Source organism: Tolypothrix sp. VBCCA 56010, assembly GCF_050875635.1.
GTDB lineage: Bacteria > Cyanobacteriota > Cyanobacteriia > Cyanobacteriales > Nostocaceae > Hassallia.
In genome coordinates this window covers 18,593-38,816 of sequence record NZ_JBPAOH010000066.1, presented here as the reverse complement: position 1 = coordinate 38,816, position 20,224 = coordinate 18,593, and the positions used below count along the sequence as shown (strand labels likewise).

Below are 20,224 nucleotides of genomic sequence, written 5' to 3'. Positions count from 1 at the left end.
GGGACAGGGGGACAAGGGGACAAGGGGACAAGGGGACAAGGAGAATAATTCTTTCTCCCCATCCCCCCCTCTCCCCATCCCCCCCTCTCCCCCATCCCCCCCATCCCCCCATCCCCCCCTCCCCTCCTCCCCTCTCGCTCCTTCAATTTTCCAAGCTGACCGGGATAAAAGCGTCTCGATTGAGTTTTTCACTTTGTCCAAGTCATATAATATGGGTGGCTTCCGTATTGGCTACGCTATTGGTAATGCTGAGTTGATTCACGCTTTACGTCAGGTAAAGGCAGCTGTTGATTTTAATCAGTATCGGGGAATTTTGAATGGGGCGATCGCTGCTCTTACCGGTCCTCAAGCTGGGGTGAATGCTGCTGTTGCTACCTTCAAACAACGTCGAGATGCTTTTATTAACGCTTTACACCGCATTGGTTGGCAGGTTCCTACTCCCCAAGCAACAATGTATATTTGGGCAAAGTTGCCGACACATTGGAGTCAAAATTCTATAGAATTTTGTACTGAGTTAGTCGAACAAACTGGCGTTGCGGCTTCCCCTGGTGCAGGCTTTGGTAAATTTGGGGAAGGGTATGTTCGCTTTGCTTTAGTGCATGAGCCAGCTATATTAACCACCGCTGTGGAGAGAATAGCTAAGTTTTTATGAAAAAGAGGGGGAAAGGTTAAAGGGGAGGCAGTGCGGTCTTGGGGTTCCCCCAAGTGGAGCATCTGCCCTAAAAATATTTAAAATTACTTCTTCACCTTTCCCCTTTTTTCTTTCCCCTTTCCCCCTCCTCTGTAAGCAATTTATCAACTCTTCATCTTTAATTAACGAGAAATTTATCATTTCCGCCTTGACTACCTGCATTTTCTCTGGAATGTACAGGTAAAATTACATAGGACATAATACTAAAAATTACTATAAAAAAGTATATTTAGTCCGTGTTGAGCTAAAATCGTAGCTTCAAAAGTCAAGGACGCGGCTTACATGACAGTAACTAAGCAATTCAAAACTACCAAGGTTATAAGCGCCAAAAGCAGACGCTCAAACTTATCTCAAAATTCAACATTAAAAATAGTTCCGTGCCAATTTCAGCTAGCACTGTGGCTAGTACAGACACAATTCATGGCGATTTTTATGGCTGTTGTTGGGTTGACGATCGCTGCTACCCCAGCATCAGCTTTCTCATCTAAAGCTGACAGCTTCATCAAAAATCGTTCTGTAAATCTATTAAATGATAATCACACTAGCTTGAATTTGGAACTGGATTTAACTCAAACAAAATTTACAAGTAACGAAACTATAGATCAATTGAACTTGAACCAAGTTCGACCATACAACTTTGATACACAGAGAATTTTGACAACTGGTAATCAAGTTTCGCAATTGCTACAAAAAGCAGAAAGCAATATACAGGAAATTACTCAAGCAAGTGAAGTCTCAAACGAGATAATTGACGGCAAAACTTTCTATAGATATCACCTTGGGGATACTAAGTATAAAACCAAAGAAACGCTTACATATACTAATACTTGGAAAGCACCTGCGTCTCCTCCTAAAAGAAGGATACCAGAACCCTCGACAATATTAGGGCTGATAGCGATCGCTAGTTTGTTTGTCACCCAGCGTCAAAAGATGAAAATACGCTAAGGGTAAGAATCATTTTCATCATCGCCTAATCTAATTTTTCACTTAATTAGATAAGATTGCACTCATTCCCCAAAACCCCACCACGCCACTTGCTACAACGCGATGCCAGTCCGCTCAACGGAGGGAACCTCCGCACGCGGCTGGCTTGGGAACCCGACGGCAGATGCTCCACTTGGGGAAACCCCAAGACCGCACTGCCTCCGCAACGCAGTGGCTCCCCAACCCCTCCCCGCAGGCGGGGAGGGGAGACTTTGACGTAAGTTAAAGGCGGGGTGAGGTTCTTCTTTTTGATTTATGCAAGAAGTCTATTTATCATATTTATGTATTATTACCTTGTTTCATGACAATATTTTTTTGTGTTTTATATTAGACGATAGATAGAAATGACAGCAAGATTCTTTAAGAGACAGCAGTTTCAATCACATCAGTCTAAACGGATTTTGCTAATTGAAGATAATGATGTTAATAGAATATTGCTTGATGATTATCTAAATTATTGTGGTTATGATGTCCGAAGTTTATCAGAGGCTTCTACTTTTTTCTCAACTATAGAACAATTCCAACCCAAGTTAATTTTATTAGACTTAAAATTGCCAGATATTGATGGTTATACCCTGCTAGAAAAAATGCATAAATCACCAGATTATGTTAACATCCCTGTTATTGTAGTTTCAGCTTTAGCTTTTAAAGCAGATCAACAACGAGCTTTAGATTTAGGTGCTTGTCGCTACTTTATTAAACCCGTAAATTTAATTGATTTAATTCAAGCAATTGAAGAAGAATTGGCTTTGAACAGTAAATAAACTTTCGTGCTTGGTGTGAGTTTATTCAGATTTTTGGCTGGCAATGAACTCTTCAACAATCTGACTCAGGTTTTGCACATTATTACCAATTTCGGAAATTTTACGTTGAGCTTGTGCTAGCAGCAACATTGTTGTTTGCAGTTCGTTGAGTGTTTCATCCATAGAGTTACGATATTGAGATTCAAAATCTTGCAGGTTCATTGTTTTTCTCGCGTCTGAAATCCTATCGTTTACAGTTTCAATCATAATCACTATGCTGAAATTGCTATATCCGTTAATTCGCTTAATGTTTGACGCTTTAGTTAAACTCCGGAATCTTGCTTATTAATTAATGAATAACATAACAACTTTATAGAAAAATACCCAATATAAGTATTGACATGGTGAAAAAAGTAAGAAAAATGGCTTGGCAAAAATGGTCAAGTAAAATAATAGCCGAGTAATGAAAAAGTAATTTTGCTTGAAAATAAAGAAGAGAATGATAATTTAGAAAATATGTAGTAGATATATGAATTTATAAAATATTTTCACACATGCAAAGACTAAAAGTTATCTGCGTGCTTAATTTTTTCTTGATAAATAATCTATGAAATCAACACATTTATATAAATTTTTATTAAAATAGAGATAGGTATATTTGTGAAACTACTTAATAGTTGTGACAACATCTGCTCAAATAGTACCACTGCTTAAAGATCCAGAACGTCTGGAAAACCGTCTGGTGGAAATTCCCCCGGAACCTGGGGTTTATTTCATGCGCGACGGAAGCGATCGCATAATCTATATAGGTAAATCGCGAAAATTGCGATCGCGTGTCCGTTCATATTTCCGCGAGTCGCAAAAACTAAGCGAACGCATCGCGACAATGGTAAAGCAGGTGACGGAAATTGAATTTCTCGTCACCGATACCGAAGCTGAAGCATTAGCACTAGAAGCAAACTTAATCAAGCAGCACCAACCATACTTCAATGTGCTGCTAAAGGATGATAAAAAATATCCTTACGTATGCATTACTTGGTCTGAAGAATATCCGCGTATTTTCATCACTCGCAAACGTAAAAGCGGTAACGAAAAAGATAAGTTTTACGGACCTTATACTGATTCTCACCTATTACGGGAAATATTACGCATATCTAAACGCATCTTCGCACTCAAACAACGACCCCAACCACTTTTCAAAGACCGTCCTTGCCTAAATTACGATTTAGGTCGCTGTCCGGGTGTGTGTCAAAAACTGATTTCACCAGAAGAATACCGCAAAACTGTGCAAAAAGTGGCGATGGTGTTCCAAGGTCGAAGTCAGGAACTAATTGATATCTTGACACAACAAATGCAGAAATCGGCAGAAGCGCTGAATTTTGAATCTGCTGCACGAATTCGCGATCAAATCGCTGGGTTGAAGTCGTTGAATGCAAATCAAAAAGTTGCCTTACCCGATGATACCGTTTCGCGGGATGCGATCGCTCTTGCCGCCGATGATAAACACGCTTGTATTCAATTATTCCAAATTCGCGCTGGGCAACTTGTCGGACGTTTGGGTTTCGTTGCCGATACTCACGCTGAACCTGGAGCTATTTTACAACGAGTGTTGGAGGAACATTATCAAACCGCCGACGCGGTGGAAATTCCCGCCGAGATTTTGGTACAGCACGAGTTACCAGATACAGAAATATTAGCCGATGTCTTAACTCAACGCAAACAACGAAAAGTCACGATTTTGGCTCCGCAGCGGCAAACTAAGGCAGAATTAATTGAGATGGTAGAGCGAAATGCTCAGTTTGAATTGCAAAGAATGCAAAAATTCGGCGATCGCAATCACCAAGCGATGCAAGATTTAGCCGCGATTCTCGATTTACCCGATTTACCTCACCGCATCGAAGGTTACGACATCTCACACATCCAAGGTTCAAATGCAGTAGCTTCCCAAGTCGTGTTTATCGACGGAATCAGCGCTAACCAGCATTATCGTCACTACAAAATCAAAAATCCCACTGTCACAGCCGGACATTCAGATGATTTTGCGAGTTTGGCTGAAGTTATCCAGCGTCGCTTTCGTAAGTATGCTGAAGATCCGGAGTTATTAAGACAGGGTAATCCAGATTTTCCCGATCTAATTATGATTGATGGCGGTAAAGGTCAATTATCTTCAGTTGTTGCTGTTTTGCAAGAAATGAACTTGTTAGAAGATTTGCGAGTCGTCAGTTTAGCAAAGCAGCGAGAAGAGATTTTTCTTCCGGGAGAATCTACACCATTGCAAACTGAAGCTGAACAACCAGGTGTACAGTTATTGCGACGCTTGCGCGATGAAGCGCATAGATTTGCAGTTAGTTTTCATCGTCAGCAACGCAGTGATAAATTAAGGCGATCGCGTTTAGATGAAATTCCCGGTTTGGGACATCATCGACAAAAGCTGCTTTTAGGACATTTTCGCTCTGTTGATTATATTCGGCAAGCGACACCCGCACAACTAGCTGAGGTTTCCGGAATTGGTCCGCGTTTAGCGCAAGAGATTTACGATTATTTTCATCCCTCCTAAGAGGCATTATCTAAGATATGGCTAATTGATAATTGGGCATTGGGCATTGGGCAATGGGCAATGGGAGATTTTTTCCATGCCCTATACCCCATGCCCTATGCCCCATGCCCATTACTAATAAATAGATTTAGCTAAAATAGCTCATGCTGTTAATTTACAGTGTGAGCATTTTTAATTAAAGTTAAAACCGAAACTGTAAGCGAACCACCTAGTTTGTAATTCGTCCAAAATAAGCATAAATTACAAAGTCGTATCAAAAACCTGTTGGGCGGTAAGGTTCAGTTTGGGGAAAGTTGGAGAGACTATTGGGGTGTTGCCCCGGAACAATGTTCTGACATATTCACCATCCACAAGTTCGCACACAAAAAGAGCGGGCTGTTTGGGATTGCCGAGAAAATCGCGTCCGCCCAATGCTGCATAATCCGCTATCCAATATTCGGGGATGCCCATCTCTTCATAATCGGCAAACTTTTTGTGGTAGTCGTCGCGCCAGTTTGTTGAGACAACTTCAATTACTAAAGGAATTGATGCTCCTTGGGTAACAGTTGACTCTTTTTCCCATAAAGGTTCATTAGGGAGATTATCAGAATTTACCAACAAAACATCAGGGAAGTATCCAGAATCTTTTTCAGCAGGTTTGACTAATGCAGTTTTGGGAAGTAGATAGGGAACCCCCATCCTAACTTGCACGGCTAGCTCTAAGCTTAAAAAGCTTGTGACTTTTTCGTGTTTCCCCATTGGCTGCGACATTTCAACAATCACTTTATCATGTAGCTCGTAACGCTTACCGTCGTTGGGGAGCCACTCGATAAATTTTTCATAGGTTACGAGTTTGGGTAAGGTTTGGATCATAGTAACGCCTCCACATATATTTGACTTTACCAGCCTATAAAAGAGGTTTGCGTGCAATCTATTTATTTATTTGAAAATCGCGATCAATTTATCTTCAAAATTAATTCTCAATCTACTACCCAAAGCTTAAGTAAATCTTAAAATAAATCTTTTTGTAACTAAAAATACAGTTATTTGGTACTTTGAACTTTTTACTGCAAATACTACTTATGCTGAAAGTTGATGTCTGATGTGACAGTAAAAAAAGTTGAAATAACTGCAAATTACTTAATCTCAAGGCTTTCTTGATGGGGATCAGCGGATATAGAAGCGTTATGCATTTGACAAAAATAATTTATATGTCTAAAGTTGGATGTGTTGAGTACGTAATGATTAAGATAATAAAACCACAAGAACATTTTATGAATTAAAAGTTTTGTTGAAGATGATGACAGAATATAGTCGCTTTTGTTAGATTGTGTCAAACCAGAAGCTTTACTGGTTGAATGGACACTTTTTTCTCATTTGCCTTAAGCCAGAAGATTTACTGGTTTAATTGACGGTTTTTATCCATAAAAAATTACTACATCAAGGGATTTCAAAATGCAAATAGTACAAAAAATTCGTTGCCCAAACTGCGGTAGCGAAGGTGAAAGGCATTATCTTTATCATAGTCAATTGACTCGCACACAATGCCCGACTTGTGACTACTTAATGATATCTTGCACCCGCACTGGTAGAGTGATTGAGGCTTATGCTCCAGGTATTCTTGCTAGAAGGTAAATGAGGCGCGGTAGAGACGTTCCAGTGGAACGTCTGTACGGGAGTTGAGAAAAAATTCCGCTCCTTTTAATTACTTTTTAGTTGTTCTTAGTTGTCCACAAGCTGCATCAGCTTCTAACCCACGAGAATAACGGACGCTAACAGCAATGTTTTGCTGCTTGAGAACTGTAAGAAAAGCTTGGATGCGATCGCTATTTGGGCGTTTGTAATCGACTTCGCTGATAGGATTGTAGGGAATCAAATTAACGTGACTTTGAAAGCCTCGCAGACGTTTTGCTAATTCTAATGCGTGTTCGGGTAAGTCGTTCACCCCAGCCAAAAGAACGTATTCAAAACTAACGCGACGTCCGGTGATTTCTACGTATTCGCGACATTCGGCAAGTAAATCTTCAATTTTGTAAGAATGTGCGCTGGGAATAAGTTGTTCTCGCAGTGCTTGGTTAGGTGCGTGGAGACTAACAGCGAGAGTAACTTGCAGATGGTGTTGGGCTAGTTGACGAATGCGATCGCGTATTCCGACAGTAGATAAAGTAAGCGATCGCTGTCCAATTCCCACATCTTTATTTAAACATTTGATCGCACCTAAAACATTATCTACATTCAACAACGGTTCACCCATACCCATAAACACTACATGGCTAACTCGTTGTTGAAAATCTTCTTGTACAGTTAAAACTTGATCGACAATTTCATGGCGTGCTAAATTGCGCTTATATCCACCCTTCCCAGTAGCGCAGAAATCACAAGCCATCGGACAACCCACTTGCGTAGAAACGCAAACAGTCAACCTTTCGAGTGACTGGCTAGTTTCTCCTGTCCCCTTGTCTCCCCACCGAAAAGTCGGAATACCAACACTTTCAATAATCTGACCATCTGCTAATCGCAAAAGATACTTGACAGTGCCATCAGGGGCGACAGAGCGGTAATGTAAAGTTGAGCGTCCAATGGGGATTTCTGCAACTTCGGCACGCCATTGTTTGGAAAAGACAGAGATATCATTAAGCGATCGCACGCCTTTGTTATATATCCAATCATGCAGCTGCTTTCCTCTGTAAGCGGGTTGTTTTTGTTGCTGAACCCAAAGCGTCAATTCCTCCAAAGAAGCGCCTAATAGTGGCGGAATCGAGATTTGTGCTTGGGGTGTGGTGATTGTGGCATTAGCAGACATAACATTTAGGAATTGGCATCGGATCTATATGGTAGGCGATCGCTGCTGCTAGTGTCTGGAATTATTACTTTAAGTAAGGTAGTGAGCGGTGAGCCAGCGCGGTCTTGGGGGTTTCCCCCATGAGCGACTGGCGAACCCGAAGGGTTCACCGCTCAATTGCAAGACTTTTCTGCCGGATGGGAATTTCAATGCAAAACTCTGCACCTTGTCCTGGCTGGGAAATACACTCTATTTTGCCCTTATGTTTATCCACGACAATTTGATAGCTAATTGATAATCCTAAACCGGTACCTTGTCCCACAGGTTTAGTTGTGAAGAAAGGGTCAAACAATCTTTGCCTAACACTTTCGCTCATCCCTGAACCATTATCTTTAATCGAAATAGCCACCCTATCAGGATTTAATAATTTAGTAGAAATAATAATTTTACTTAGGTTATTTTTTACTTCTGCTTTTGTTCTTTCATTGTAATCATCTAGTGCATCAATACTATTACTTAAAACGTTCATAAACACCTGATTAAGTTGTCCGGCATAACATTCAACTTTAGGTAAATCACCATAATCTTTGATAATTTCAATCGGTGGATGTTCAGACTTTGCCTTCAGACGACTTTGTAGAATTAACAGTGTGCTATCAATACCTTCATGAATATTGACAGGTTTCATATCAGATTCGTCAAGACGAGAGAAATTGCGTAAAGTAAGGACAATTTCGCGAATTCGCTCAGTGCCGACTCTCATTGAAGAAAAAGTTTTGGGCATATCTTGCATCAAAAAATCAAGGTCAATTTCGGCGATGAAATCATTAATTTCTTCTGTAGTTTGGGGATAATTGTTTTGATAAAGCTTAATTAAAGCGATTAAGTCTTGAATGTAGCTATCAAGATGAGTCAAGTTGCCGTGGATGAAGTTAACCGGGTTATTGATTTCGTGTGCGACACCAGCAACAAGTTGACCGAGACTGGACATTTTCTCAGTTTGAATTAACTGCGCTTGGGTGCGCTGCAAATTTTGGATAGCAAGTTTTAATTTAGCCGCTTGTGCAGTAGCAGTAGCAGCCAATTCTTCCTTGATTTGCAAAGCTTGGCGAAGTTCTGCTTCAGCTTGCTTGCGCTGTGTGATGTCGCGCATAATAACAATATATTCTTGAATATTTTGATTGACTCTAGTGGAAATTGCCACATCAAGAATGCGAGAATGGTGTTTTAGAGTTTGTTCGCTACGGGTAGACCAATTTTCCGGTTGATTGGGCAAATCAGAAAGTAAATTACTCAAATGCAATTCTTGCAAATGATTGGTATCCATCTGTAAAAGCTGCAAAGCTGCTTTATTTGCCTTGCGAACAATGCCATTTTCATCTAGTAATAAAACGGCATCAAGAACCGTGTCTAGGGCAATTTTAAATAAGTGTTCTGCCTCATCCCGCGCTTCGACAATCCAAGTAATTTGCAATAAACTTGTCCAAGACGCGATCGCAATTCCCACAAAAGCGATCGCCATCAGCAAAATAGCCAACAAATTCGTACTAGCTTGAATGGGAGCATCATCTAACCTAGCTCGGATCAGCCAACCGATCGCCGTCGCACCAGAAATCAATACGAGCAAAATGGATACTTGCAGCACGACAACATCTTTTTTGAGATCGTTGTCAAACAGTGATCGCCGACGTTTGATCCACCATGCAGGATGCATGAAAGCAAAGCTGACGCGACGGATAAGCGCATCTGCTGCCAAAATAGTTAGGGGAAACAGAATGCTAATCAGCCAATCTCTCTTGCCTAGAGACAAACCCCCAACTATCAAGACAAGCAATTCTACCAGAAAAAAGCCCCCAGACCACCAACCCCATCGGACTTCTGGTCGTTCTCGCTGTAACCAAAAAGCCAAATGGGTGATGGCGATCGCCGCAAAGTACCCCGTTCCACCCACCATCACGAGTTGAGTTACATTACCCCAACATAAGAATACCAGACTAATTAAAAATGTAAATATTAAAGCAGGTGTAAGCACGCCACGGCGAGACACAACCCCAAACACAGGTGCCATGTATCCATCTAGCGCTAGTTGATACAACACGCGGGGACACAGAGCAACCGCAGTCGCCAAACCCAGAAGGTTGCCACAGGCAATCAACAGTGTCGCCAGAAACGAGGCTGAATGACCCCAGAATGGCTTGGCAGTTGCTAACAGATTCAAAAAACTATTTTCGCCTAGTGCCGGTGTTGCCAACCGCATCAGTACCCAGGAACTACCTAGAAAGAAAATCGGCATCAGCCAAGCAGTCCATGAGAGAAACTTCAAAGTTTTTTGCGGTTTTCGGCTATCAGCAACAAAAGCAGCAGCGCTTTCACAGCTATACACTATGTAGGTAGCGATGAAGTAATACTTTGCCCAGTCGCTCAAATTTAGAGACGTTGCATCAAAAGCAAGGTTAGGGGGGATAAGTCCAGGGCTATTTGGCGACAAAGCTAACCAACCGATACCTTGAACGCTGTAAGTTAGCGCGATCGCTCCTGCTGGAATCACTAAAAACATGTGCAACAGCGCTAAAGCACGAGTGCCACTAAAAGCTACAATGAAAGGCAGAACCGTAAAGCCAATTTTTAGCAGCATTTCCGGACAAGCAATTCCCAAAGGCTTCAGGTTTGTTTGAATCAGATCCGTCAGCAAAATAGCATTCATCGTCGGTCCTGAAGCCCAGCCGATAAAGTGTCCAATGGCTGCATAGCGACTCAAACCAGGATACTTTTTTAACAACTTAGTGGTATAATTAGGCGTTCCCCCAGACATCTCTGGGAAATGCATTGCCATGCGTTTAACTTGCAAATTCAGCAGCATTCCCACGATGACGCACGGCAGCACCACAAAGATTGCTTTCATTCCCAGCGCTGCATTGATGGGAACAGCAACACCTATCCAAGTAAGCGGGCTAGTCATGCTAAAGCCCCAAGTTTCCAAAGAACTGAGGCTGCGCGGAAGGCGCATTTTCCGGTCTGGAAACATTATTGATGTTTCTAATTTGCTGTTATCTGTCTGTTTGAACACAATTTTTATTTTTAGAGATGATTAAACGAGGTCGCCAACAAAATCAAATCGCTCTCAAATTGCCGCGTGTTTCCCTATCCAATGTTTTGGAGAGTGGTTAAAAATGAAGTTTTGACGTGCAACTTCGTATTAGTATTCCCTTGGTTGTTTACTCGCTAACAACTTAGATAAATTCACTTACGGTTTTCAGTATTTTCCAAAAAAAACGAAAAAACCGGGTTTTTGACCAATTTTTATCAATAAACCCGGTTTATGCAAAATTCGTAGTTTTTATCAATGACGGCAACTTGTGGCATTAATACTTGCTACAGTCTAAAGCTACTTCTTGACAAAGAAATTAACCAAAAGTTGAGCCATTCCAGCCCCACATATAACCTTTAGCATCCGCAAACTCAATATAAGTACGATTTTTCGGTACACCTAGCGCAGAGTTAATTTCTTGGCAAAAATCCTGACTCATAGCTTGAGTTTGCTCTGATTTCATTGTACCGACGCTCTTTATTTCAATGTAGCAAACTGGGTCTGTACTGCCAGCGAAGGTCATGGGAATTTCACCTTCAAAAGCTGTCATAATATAAGACTCCGGTTTGCCTGTATGCTTGGCTAACTTAGCTGATAAGCTTTTGAGCATTGCTTCAACTTCAGCTTTTGCCGGCGCAGATACAGAAGTTTGTACTTTAATTAAAGGCATGGATTTGTTGGTGGTTAGTGGTTAGTTGATGGGAATTGGGCATGGGGCATGGGGCATTGGGGAGGCAGTGCGGTGGACGGGTTCCCCGGCATAAAGCACCTGCCGTCATGGGGCATTGGGAATGGGGTATTGGGCAACCTGCCCCCCTGCCCCTCTGCCCCCTTGTCCCCTTGTCTCCCCCCTCTCCCCCCTCCTCACTGCAAAGACGACCGAAACAGATGATTGTGTTCGGGATGATATAAATGCGATCGCAAACCCACTCCTTCGGAGTATCGCGTTCCCACACTTGGAGAAAGTGCAGGACTAATTACGTATAATGTAGTACGAATCAGATTTTCCTTGATGGTACAATCTGCCATTTTGTCAAGGGGAACAACCATAATTTTTTCATCTTGCCAGCCGATTCGATAGCAAATTGCTACTAGCGTATCATCTGGGTAGTGTTCTAAAAGTTTGGCTTGGGAAGACGCGACGTGACGCGCACTCAGATACAGACAAAGGCTGGCTTGATGTTGTGCGAGACTGGCTAATTCTTCTGTGGGGGGAACTTGTGTACGTCCGCTGATGCGGGTGAGGATGATAGTTTGAACTAAGCCAGGAATAGTTAACTCAACTTTAAGTTTAGCGGCAGCGGCTTGAAAAGCGCTGATACCTGGTATAACTTCAAAGGGAATATCTGACGAAGCTAAAAGCTGCATTTGTTCGTGGATGGCACTATAGAGACTCGGATCGCCAGAATGAAGACGAACGACTCCTTTATGCGATCGCACTCGTTCTATCATGATTGGCAAAATCTCTTCTAAAGTCTTATTCGCCGTTTGAATAATCTCCGCATCTTCGCGGCAAAGTTCTAAAATCTCTTCAGGAATTAAAGAATCTGCAAATAAAATCACATCAGCACACTTTAGCAGTTTCTGCGCCTTTACCGTTAATAAATCAGGATCGCCCGGACCTGCTCCCACAATATACACTGCTGGTTCTAACAAATGACCATACTCTTTTTTACTTGCATTGTCAGTATAATTATTCATAAACAATCACACGATAATTCCGCAAAAAATTTTTTTTGGGCATTTTTTCAGTATCCTTCCGGATAAATACTCTTTGCCTAGTAGAGAGGAATGGTAGATGCACCCTGGTTAAGCCCTAGAGAAAACTCTGGGGCATTTTTTATTTTTGTTATTGGTTTGTGGATAGTGGATAGTGGATAGTGGATAGTGGATAGTGGTTAGTGGATAGTGGTTAGTGGATAGTTGTTAACAGCCAGTCCCCCTTGTCCCCACACCCGTCGCCCCTTGTCCCCCCATCCCCTACCTCCCCATCTCCTCATCTCCATTGGGCGTAGAAACTACATCTGGCAAAGGACGTTTAGCTAAGTAAAGCCAAGCTAGCCCAGCTAATCCTAAGAGAATTCCGGTTAAACTCACCAATTGTGCGATTTTTAGCGGTCCTAGCATCAAGCTATCAGTCCTCAGACCTTCGATCCAAAAGCGTCCTAAGCTATAGGCTACCCAGTAAACCATAAACAAAGTACCTACTTTTAGGCGTGGTTGCGATCGCAAACTGCGAAAAAACAAAGTCATCAGCAAAGCAAAAACCATTAAATCCCACAGAGATTCGTAGAGAAAGGTGGGATGGTAGTACTCAAAACTAACCAACTCTGGAGGACGGCGTTCCGGCGGAATGTACAGCTTCCAGGGTAAGTTGGTAGGACTGCCAAAAGCTTCAGAGTTGAAGAAATTGCCCCAACGCCCGATCGCTTGTCCTAAAATCAGCGAAGGTGCTACTAAATCTGCTAATTGCCAAAAAGAAACTTGCTTGAGTTTGGCAAAAATTAACGCCGCTATAACCCCACCAATAATTGCACCATGAATCGCAATACCTCCTTGCCAAATGGCAATAATGCGTTCTGGGTGCTGGACATATTCTGCCCACTGAAACAAAACGTAATATATCCGGGCGGCGGGAATTGCGCCAATTACCAGCCAAATTGACAAATCACTCAGCAATTCTGGATTAACATTACGGCGCTTTGCCAAATACTGAGAGAGGCTAACGCCAATTAACACGGCTGAGGCAATCAATAAGCCGTACCAACGGATAGTTAAAAATCCGATTTTAACCAGAATCGGTCCTGGAGAAGTAAATTGAAACGCCAAAGGCAAGGCGGAAAAATCCAGTGCCATGCAAAAATACCTATTATATTTTGGATTTTGCGAAAAGTTTGATTGGAGGAAACCTCCGATCAAAGCTTTGTTTTTGTGCATGGCACTCTGCAAAGCCTTAATTTTCTAGTCTAAGGGTCTAAGGCGTAAAATAATCATCCTTTATTTTTAAAGTAAAAATAGCGGTTCGCGATCTATTAATTCAGTTTAGATATAATCACCTAAACAACTGTGAGGCATCTAAAATTGTGATTGCCATTTATCCAGGTAGTTTCGACCCCATTACCTTAGGACACCTTGACTTGATCCAACGTGGTAGCAGGTTGTTTGAGAAGGTGATTGTCGCTGTGCTGCGTAACCCGAACAAAACGCCACTGTTTAGCGTGCAACAACGCCAACAACAGATTCGTCTTTCAACAGCACATCTACTTAATGTAGAAGTAGACAGCTTTGATGGTCTAACCGTCAATTATGCCCAAATGCAACAAGCACAAGTTTTGTTACGGGGTTTACGGGCGGTTTCGGACTTTGAAGTAGAGCTACAAATGGCGCATACTAATAAAACCCTTTCTACTCAAATAGAAACTGTTTTTCTGGCTACGTCAAACGAGTATAGTTTTTTAAGTAGTAGTGTAGTAAAAGAGATTGCAAGGTTTGGTGGCTCTATCGATCATCTTGTTCCCCCGCACGTCGCTGTAGATATATACCAATGCTACGCTCACCAACAGACGGTATCGAACCCAATCAAAACGGAAGCAACCCAGAACCTCAGGAGTTTGCCGACCCAAACTCCTATGGAGACGTTTCCGGAATGGGAAGTGTAGAAATTCAGCAGGAACTCAACCGCTTAGAGGAAATGATTCTTTCTAGTTTCCACATTCCCCTGACGCGACGCACGTTAGTCGATGAAGAAAAGCTGCTGGATCAGCTTGATTTTATTCGAGTTTCTTTGCCATTTGTTTTTCAAGAAGCTGCCGCGATTATCGAACAGAAGCAGGAAATTCTTCTGGAAGCGGAAGAATATGGACAGCAAATTGTAGAGGCAGCGCAAGCCAAAAGAGCGCAGATTCTAGCTGAAAGCGACATTATCCGACAAGCACAAACAGAAGCGCTTCTTCTTCGGCAAGAAGTGCAGCTTGAATGTGATGCGATGATGGAAGACACCCTGGCAGAAATTGAGCGCAAGCGACGTGCTTGTCAGCAAGAGTTGGAGGAAATTCGCCAAATCGCGATCGCTCAAGCTCAAGAAATTGAAAATGGCGCCGATACTTATGCTGATAGCGTCTTGGAAAATATCGAGCAAAACCTCACCGATATGTTGCGAGTTATCCGCAACGGACGCGAACAACTTTACCCAGACACCCCACCACAAAACAATTCATCTCCTGGTAAGAAGAAATAAACCTGTAAATTAATCAAAGTATTTACATACCACAAATTAATTTCATTCAGCAGGATTATTCATAAATGTTTACTTTCGCCCAAGTTAATATTGGCTTAAATGTAGCCAGCTTACTAGGAATTATTTACGTTCTTTTGGGGGCAGCTTACTTAATTTTAATGGTATTTTTTCTAGTTCAAACAACTAGATTGACTAATCAAGCTCTATCACTTTATATTATCCAAGCGATATTTATACCAGTTTTAATGTTTTTATCTGGGGTAATTTTGATATTTCAAGGTTGGCGGTTAGATCCAATTCTTCAATTTGGGCAATTTTTGTCATTTTTAATAATTATTTATTTCTGTATTAAAGATATTGTAATTAACGTTTATAGAAATAGATAATATCACCCCTAGAGACGTTTTGCTGGAACGTCTATAGAGACGTTTTGCTGGAACGTCTATAGAGACGTTTCGGCGGAACGTCTCTACAATTTTGCGTGAAACAATTAAAGGGTATAAGTAAAATCTTCAACCAACATCCCAGGAACCATACTACCGCCAAGTTGACGACTTTCGTATGTTCCGACTTCGGGAATGAATTCTTGAAAATTGGTGAAGTCTATCAAATTTTTTCCCCAAAAGCGATAGAGACTGTCATCAAAACGCAGATTTTCAATAGGGGCGATGATTTCTCCCTTTTCAACCCAAAAACAAGCATAACGAGTCATACCTGTGATTCTACCAGTTGGGCGATCGCTCCAATTCAAGTAATGTAAATTCGATACATATAACCCTGTATCTAAACTTGGCAAAATCTGCTCAAATGCTAAATTTCCCACACTTACTTCTGGCGCACGTAATGACTCATTTCCATTCGCACCATTCGCATTTTTTTCATATTCCTTTGCCGTGCGAGAATTCACCAAGGTATTTACTAACATCCCTTTTTCAATTATCGGAATTTCCGGCGCTGCCATTTCTCCCCATTCATTAAATCGCGGCACTAACCCACGTTGAAAGTTTTCTTTCAAATTAAATAACCGAGAAAGCTGCTTTTCTTGACGCGATATTGCAGCCAAAGCACTATTTCCTTGTTGAATATCAGCTTCGCTGACACCACCCCAAGAAAGCATCATTAATAAATCAGAAACAGCCGCCGGCGCAAAATAAGTTTTGTAATTTCCGCGTGGCAATTCTTTCGGCGAATGTGAAAGCAGTTCTATTTGCCTTTTCGCATCGCTGATTTTCGCTGTATAAGCAGTTGAATCCCAATCACTTCCGGCAAAAGTGCCTTTTACAGCTTGTCCCGAAGTCGTGAAAATAGAATAATCTAAGGTAAAAGTATCGGTTGCAAATAAATGTTTTTGACCGCTAGAATCACCATAACCTTGAATTACCGAACCCCCAGCATATATCCCAGCAAAATCTAATTCGGCAACTTGTTCGAGTACGGTTGGTACTACCGCTTCCGCCGCCAACAATTTCCCCGAATGTATTTCCCGACTCGTATTTGTTCCTGATGGCAATACGAGATACGGATCGGCAGGTAAATAAGGCAGTTCTTCCCTTAATTCTTCTAAAGCGTTGTATGCTGCTTGCCAATCAATTTCCCAATTCCCAGTAAAGGGAAATTGTCGAAAACTGTTGCGCCGATCTAGCATCAAATTCAGTTCGATCCAACCATCAGCAACACAACCAGTTTGTCGCACTTTAGCGTGATTGAACCGCGTAAATTGACTGCGTTCACCGTGTAGTTTTATAGTGAAGTGTTCGCTATCTGTTTTTTTATTTAGCAGAGTTTCAATTAATCGATTAAAGCTAATTTCTAAATTTGATAATTCGTCAATTTTCATCGTTTGCTTGTCCCCTTGTCTCCTTGTCCCCCCATCCCCCCATCCCCTTGTCTTTCTAGCCGCCTCCGCCGAAGACTTCGACGTTAGCAAATAGACAAATGGGTGAACCATGTCCTACGGAAATCGCTTGATTTGGTTCTCCTTTGCCACAGTAAGCTGTGCCGTACATTTGCCAGTTAGAAGAGTTTCCGACTTTGATTAAGCTGTGCCAAAATTCGGGTGTGGTGGCTCGATAATTAGGATTGCGGAGGGTTTTGGTGAGTTTGCCGTTTTCGATTAATTTGGCGTACTCACAGCCAAACTGAAATTTATAACGTTGGTCATCAATTGACCAAGAACGGTTAGATTCCATGTAAACGCCGTGTTCTATGTCGGCGATGATTTCGTCAAAGCTGGCGTTTCCTGGCTCTAAATTCAAGTTTGCCATGCGATCGATCGCTGGTCGATTCCAAGAACATGCACGCGCACAGGCAACTCCTGGCACACCGGCTCTAGCTTGGCTTTCTAAACTGCCTACACCGCGCTGAAGTACGCCTTCTTTAATTAAGTACTCTCGTGTTGCCACTGCCCCAGTATCATCAAAGTTATAGCTGGCAAACTCTCCGGGTACGGTGGGGTCAAAGGTGATGTTCATTAACTCAGAACCGTATACTAAGTTCCCAAAGTCACTTTTGTTGACAAAGCTGCCGCCGGCGTAGTTGCGCTCATCTCCTAAAATGCGATCGATTTCTAGGGGATGTCCCACACTTTCATGAATTTGTAGCATCATTTGGTCAGGCGCTAAAACTAAGTTTGTGCGTATGGACGGGCATTCATCCGCTGTCAATAGTTCTATTGCTTGTTCGCCAATTTGCTGCACCCGTTGCCATAACTCTTCTTCTCTTAACAGTTCCATGCCACCTTGGTAACAGTGTGCTTGCCAGCCGTTGTTACTGCGCTGCTGCACGATCGCTCCATCTTGTGCCGTAGCTCCGTAATGAGTGCCTAATGACAATATTTTTTGATACACTTCCGAGCCGTTACTGCTGACAAACCACGTTTCTTTTTCGGTAGTAGTGGTGGTTGCCGTGGTTTGGACGATTTTATCGTCAACTTTTAAAGTTTTGCAAATGCGGATGAGTATATCATTTATTTCTCTGGGACTCAGTCCATCTAATGGTTTAAGAAATGGAGAAATATATTCACCAACCACTTTAGGGCGTTGTTTGGCACTGAAGGGATATATCCACCATTCACTTGCGGTTAGTGCCTGTTTATACGCTTTTTCCGCAGCAGCTTGCAAGCTGGTAAAATCCAGGGAGTTGGTAGCAGCGTAACCGAGACAACCATTAACCAAAACTTCCAGCATCACTCCGATAGTAGAGGATTTGCCGTTTGTCTGCGGTAAGGCGTCTCGAACATAACAATTATAGTTGTTTTCCTTTACGGCTCTAATACCAATCCAATCAGCGGGGATATTCAGAGAAGCGATGATTTTTGTTAATTCAGACCACATAATTAATGTTAGTTGTTAATTGTTAGTTGTTGGGTGGAGCGTTGTTGGGTGGAGCGTTGTTAGTTGTTAGGTGGTAGTTGTTGGGTGGAGCGTTGGTAGTTGTTGATTAGAAAATTCCTAACTTATAACTTGCGTACAGACGTTCCAGTGGAACGTCTCTACCTAACTCCTAACTTTTAATTTCTGTGCCAGCGGGTTCCATCACGGCTATCAATTAGGGTAATTCCACGTTCAAGCAGTTCATTGCGAATGCGATCGCTTAATTCAAAATTCCTCGCTAAACGCGCATCTTGTCTTTGGTGAATTTTCGCTTCAATTTCGGCATCGCTTAAACCCTCACTCACAGATTTTTCTGCTTCCATCTCGGCTTCTAAACCTAAAACTCCAGCCAAAGTGACAAGTGTATGCCACTGTTTGAGTAACTCATCCGGTGGTATTTCGGTTTTACCTTCATGGACAAAAATATTACCCTCTCGTTCTAGTTCCTTGGCTAATTTAAACAAAATCACCAACCCACCAGGGAAATTAAAGTCATCATTTACAGCTTCGATGAAACGTTCAACAATTTCAGGGAGTAGGGAGTGGGGAGTGGGGGGAAGGGGGGGAGGGGGGGAGGGGGAGAAAGAATTGTCTCCAAGTCGTCCTCCTTGTCCCCCTATCTCCTTGTCCCCTTGTCCCCCTGTCTCCTTGTCCCCTTGTCCCCATCCCAATTGATACCCGAAAAGCAAACCTTTTTTCAGGGTGTTCCAACCGTTGGTTGCTGCTTGAATTGCTTCGTCAGTAAAATCGATTGGTGTACGATATTGTGCCATCAGCACAAATAATCGCACTGCCATTGGGTCAACGCCTCGATTCAGTAAGTCGCGAATCGTGGTAAAGTTACCTAAAGATTTGGACATTTTTTCGCCATCCACCTTCACCATGCCGTTATGCATCCAGTAGCGAGATAACGGTTTGCCTGTCACTGCTTCAGATTGGGCAATTTCGTTTTCATGATGGGGGAAAATTAAATCTTCACCGCCGGCGTGAATGTCGATGGTTTCGCCAAGGCGATCGCGTACCATTGCACTACATTCAATATGCCATCCCGGACGACCTTTACCCCAAGGTGATTCCCAAGCGGGTTCATCTGGTTTTGCAGCTTTCCACAAAGCAAAATCAGCCGAATCTTTTTTGCGCTGATACTCTGGATCTTCTAGATCAACTCGTCCACTCGCACCAGCTTGTGAATTTTCTAATTTACGTCCAGAAAGCTTGCCATACTCAGGAAACTTACGCACCGCATAGTAAACATCGCCGTTACTTGGGTAAGCGTAGCCTTTGTTTTCTAACTCGTGAATTAGTCGAGTTATGCCATTCATTGTATGGGTAGCGCGGGGATATTCTGAAGCTTCTTTGACATTCAGCCGCGCCATATCCTCAAAATATGCTTTGATAAAGCGATCGGCGATCGTCTCCATCGTTGAGTGTTCTTGCCGCGCTCGATTCAAAATCTTATCATCAACATCAGTAAAATTCTGGACATAGCGCACTTCATAGCCGATAAATTGTAAGTATCGACGCACTACATCCCAAACTATACAAGCTCTGGCATGACCCAAATGGCAATAATCATAAACCGTCACGCCGCAGTAATACATCTTAACCTTTCCTGGCTCGACTGTTTCAAAAGGTTCTTGACGACGGCTAAGAGTGTTGTAAACGGTTAGGGTCATAACAGAGTAATGCTCTAATGAGAAGATACGTAATAATAGGGTAAGCAGCAAAGGACGGATGTCCAGCATCCCTATGCTAGTGTTTTCTGGACTATCTGCGCTACATTCCTTAATTT

19 protein-coding genes are annotated in these 20,224 nt (G+C 42.3%); 8 read left to right on the top strand and 11 right to left on the bottom strand.

Annotated elements, in window-relative coordinates:
- The 3 genes from AABK37_RS21750 to AABK37_RS21740 all read left to right on the top strand — a co-directional run.
- A partial coding sequence (locus AABK37_RS21750) for an aminotransferase class I/II-fold pyridoxal phosphate-dependent enzyme (RefSeq protein ID WP_432553612.1) occupies nt 1-652 on the top strand: 652 nt, incomplete at its 5' end.
- A 471-nt stretch (nt 653-1,123) separates the two neighbouring features.
- The gene (locus tag AABK37_RS21745; protein ID WP_432553611.1) at nt 1,124-1,636 is read left to right on the top strand and encodes a PEP-CTERM sorting domain-containing protein; all 513 of its coding nucleotides are present in this window, start codon (nt 1,124-1,126) and stop codon (nt 1,634-1,636) included.
- Nucleotides 1,637-2,019: 383 nt separating this feature from the next.
- A complete protein-coding gene (locus tag AABK37_RS21740; RefSeq protein WP_432553610.1) occupies nt 2,020-2,439 on the top strand; it encodes a response regulator in 420 nt (139 codons plus the stop codon).
- Nucleotides 2,440-2,460: 21 nt separating this feature from the next.
- Here the strand turns inward: AABK37_RS21740 and AABK37_RS21735 are convergent, their stop codons facing one another.
- On the bottom strand, nt 2,461-2,640 hold the full coding sequence (locus AABK37_RS21735) for a hypothetical protein (RefSeq protein ID WP_432553609.1): 180 nt from the start codon (nt 2,638-2,640) through the stop codon (nt 2,461-2,463).
- A 457-nt stretch (nt 2,641-3,097) separates the two neighbouring features.
- Between AABK37_RS21735 and uvrC the strand changes: the two genes are divergently transcribed.
- Entirely contained in the window at nt 3,098-4,975 is a 1,878-nt protein-coding gene (gene uvrC, locus AABK37_RS21730) for an excinuclease ABC subunit UvrC (RefSeq protein ID WP_432553608.1), read from the top strand.
- A gap of 240 nt (nt 4,976-5,215) precedes the next feature.
- On the opposite strand, the gene AABK37_RS21725 is transcribed toward uvrC, so the two are convergent.
- A complete protein-coding gene (locus AABK37_RS21725; RefSeq protein ID WP_432553607.1) occupies nt 5,216-5,827 on the bottom strand; it encodes a Uma2 family endonuclease in 612 nt (203 codons plus the stop codon).
- 582 nt (nt 5,828-6,409) lie between these two features.
- Here AABK37_RS21725 and AABK37_RS21720 point away from each other — a divergent pair.
- A complete protein-coding gene (locus tag AABK37_RS21720) occupies nt 6,410-6,589 on the top strand; it encodes a replication restart DNA helicase PriA (RefSeq protein ID WP_432553606.1) in 180 nt (59 codons plus the stop codon).
- A 70-nt stretch (nt 6,590-6,659) separates the two neighbouring features.
- On the opposite strand, the gene rlmN is transcribed toward AABK37_RS21720, so the two are convergent.
- From rlmN to lgt, 6 genes are all read right to left on the bottom strand, one after another.
- Nucleotides 6,660-7,757: a 23S rRNA (adenine(2503)-C(2))-methyltransferase RlmN gene (gene rlmN / locus AABK37_RS21715; protein WP_432553605.1), complete on the bottom strand. Its 1,098-nt coding sequence runs from the start codon at nt 7,755-7,757 to the stop codon at nt 6,660-6,662.
- Between the two features lie 145 nt (nt 7,758-7,902).
- The gene (locus tag AABK37_RS21710) at nt 7,903-10,695 is read right to left on the bottom strand and encodes an ATP-binding protein (protein ID WP_432553604.1); all 2,793 of its coding nucleotides are present in this window, start codon (nt 10,693-10,695) and stop codon (nt 7,903-7,905) included.
- A gap of 445 nt (nt 10,696-11,140) precedes the next feature.
- On the bottom strand, nt 11,141-11,494 hold the full coding sequence (locus AABK37_RS21705; protein ID WP_039743048.1) for a phenylpyruvate tautomerase MIF-related protein: 354 nt from the start codon (nt 11,492-11,494) through the stop codon (nt 11,141-11,143).
- 14 nt (nt 11,495-11,508) lie between these two features.
- Nucleotides 11,509-11,631 (bottom strand): hypothetical protein, encoded by a 123-nt coding sequence (locus AABK37_RS21700; RefSeq protein WP_432553603.1) that lies wholly within the window; start codon nt 11,629-11,631, stop codon nt 11,509-11,511.
- A gap of 57 nt (nt 11,632-11,688) precedes the next feature.
- Nucleotides 11,689-12,525, bottom strand: a complete 837-nt coding sequence (cobM, locus tag AABK37_RS21695; RefSeq protein ID WP_432553602.1) for a precorrin-4 C(11)-methyltransferase — start codon at nt 12,523-12,525, stop codon at nt 11,689-11,691.
- A gap of 279 nt (nt 12,526-12,804) precedes the next feature.
- Entirely contained in the window at nt 12,805-13,680 is an 876-nt protein-coding gene (lgt, locus tag AABK37_RS21690; RefSeq protein ID WP_432553601.1) for a prolipoprotein diacylglyceryl transferase, read from the bottom strand.
- A 227-nt stretch (nt 13,681-13,907) separates the two neighbouring features.
- On the opposite strand from lgt, the gene coaD reads away from it, so the two are divergent.
- The 3 genes from coaD (at nt 13,908) to AABK37_RS21675 (ending at nt 15,447) form a co-directional block, all read left to right on the top strand.
- Nucleotides 13,908-14,483: a pantetheine-phosphate adenylyltransferase gene (coaD, locus tag AABK37_RS21685; RefSeq protein ID WP_432553600.1), complete on the top strand. Its 576-nt coding sequence runs from the start codon at nt 13,908-13,910 to the stop codon at nt 14,481-14,483.
- Nucleotides 14,369-15,061: a DivIVA domain-containing protein gene (locus tag AABK37_RS21680; protein ID WP_432553599.1), complete on the top strand. Its 693-nt coding sequence runs from the start codon at nt 14,369-14,371 to the stop codon at nt 15,059-15,061. Before coaD ends, AABK37_RS21680 begins: the two co-directional genes overlap by 115 nt.
- A 65-nt stretch (nt 15,062-15,126) precedes the next feature.
- Nucleotides 15,127-15,447 (top strand): Ycf66 family protein, encoded by a 321-nt coding sequence (locus AABK37_RS21675; protein ID WP_039743022.1) that lies wholly within the window; start codon nt 15,127-15,129, stop codon nt 15,445-15,447.
- Nucleotides 15,448-15,551: 104 nt separating this feature from the next.
- Here the strand turns inward: AABK37_RS21675 and AABK37_RS21670 are convergent, their stop codons facing one another.
- The 3 genes from AABK37_RS21670 to cysS form a co-directional block, all read right to left on the bottom strand.
- Nucleotides 15,552-16,898, bottom strand: coding sequence for a TldD/PmbA family protein (locus AABK37_RS21670; RefSeq protein WP_432553615.1), 1,347 nt, complete (start codon nt 16,896-16,898; stop codon nt 15,552-15,554).
- A 55-nt stretch (nt 16,899-16,953) separates the two neighbouring features.
- Nucleotides 16,954-18,393 (bottom strand): TldD/PmbA family protein, encoded by a 1,440-nt coding sequence (locus AABK37_RS21665; protein WP_432553598.1) that lies wholly within the window; start codon nt 18,391-18,393, stop codon nt 16,954-16,956.
- Nucleotides 18,394-18,569: 176 nt separating this feature from the next.
- On the bottom strand, nt 18,570-20,108 hold the full coding sequence (gene cysS, locus AABK37_RS21660) for a cysteine--tRNA ligase (RefSeq protein ID WP_432553597.1): 1,539 nt from the start codon (nt 20,106-20,108) through the stop codon (nt 18,570-18,572).
- Nucleotides 20,109-20,224 lie beyond the last annotated feature (116 nt).

What these genes read in the sequence shown, in the direction of transcription:
- AABK37_RS21705 (WP_039743048.1), bottom strand. Translation starts at nt 11,494, where the DNA reads ATGCCTTTAATTAAAGTACAAACTTCTGTATCTGCGCCGGCAAAAGCT.
- AABK37_RS21720 (WP_432553606.1), top strand. Translation starts at nt 6,410, where the DNA reads ATGCAAATAGTACAAAAAATTCGTTGCCCAAACTGCGGTAGCGAAGGT.
- rlmN (WP_432553605.1), bottom strand. Translation starts at nt 7,757, where the DNA reads ATGTCTGCTAATGCCACAATCACCACACCCCAAGCACAAATCTCGATT.
- lgt (WP_432553601.1), bottom strand. Translation starts at nt 13,680, where the DNA reads ATGGCACTGGATTTTTCCGCCTTGCCTTTGGCGTTTCAATTTACTTCT.
- cobM (WP_432553602.1), bottom strand. Translation starts at nt 12,525, where the DNA reads ATGAATAATTATACTGACAATGCAAGTAAAAAAGAGTATGGTCATTTG.
- AABK37_RS21710 (WP_432553604.1), bottom strand. Translation starts at nt 10,695, where the DNA reads ATGACTAGCCCGCTTACTTGGATAGGTGTTGCTGTTCCCATCAATGCA.
- AABK37_RS21670 (WP_432553615.1), bottom strand. Translation starts at nt 16,898, where the DNA reads ATGAAAATTGACGAATTATCAAATTTAGAAATTAGCTTTAATCGATTA.
- AABK37_RS21675 (WP_039743022.1), top strand. Translation starts at nt 15,127, where the DNA reads ATGTTTACTTTCGCCCAAGTTAATATTGGCTTAAATGTAGCCAGCTTA.
- cysS (WP_432553597.1), bottom strand. Translation starts at nt 20,108, where the DNA reads ATGACCCTAACCGTTTACAACACTCTTAGCCGTCGTCAAGAACCTTTT.
- AABK37_RS21745 (WP_432553611.1), top strand. Translation starts at nt 1,124, where the DNA reads ATGGCTGTTGTTGGGTTGACGATCGCTGCTACCCCAGCATCAGCTTTC.
- AABK37_RS21740 (WP_432553610.1), top strand. Translation starts at nt 2,020, where the DNA reads ATGACAGCAAGATTCTTTAAGAGACAGCAGTTTCAATCACATCAGTCT.
- AABK37_RS21680 (WP_432553599.1), top strand. Translation starts at nt 14,369, where the DNA reads ATGCTACGCTCACCAACAGACGGTATCGAACCCAATCAAAACGGAAGC.
- AABK37_RS21665 (WP_432553598.1), bottom strand. Translation starts at nt 18,393, where the DNA reads ATGTGGTCTGAATTAACAAAAATCATCGCTTCTCTGAATATCCCCGCT.
- AABK37_RS21725 (WP_432553607.1), bottom strand. Translation starts at nt 5,827, where the DNA reads ATGATCCAAACCTTACCCAAACTCGTAACCTATGAAAAATTTATCGAG.
- AABK37_RS21735 (WP_432553609.1), bottom strand. Translation starts at nt 2,640, where the DNA reads ATGAACCTGCAAGATTTTGAATCTCAATATCGTAACTCTATGGATGAA.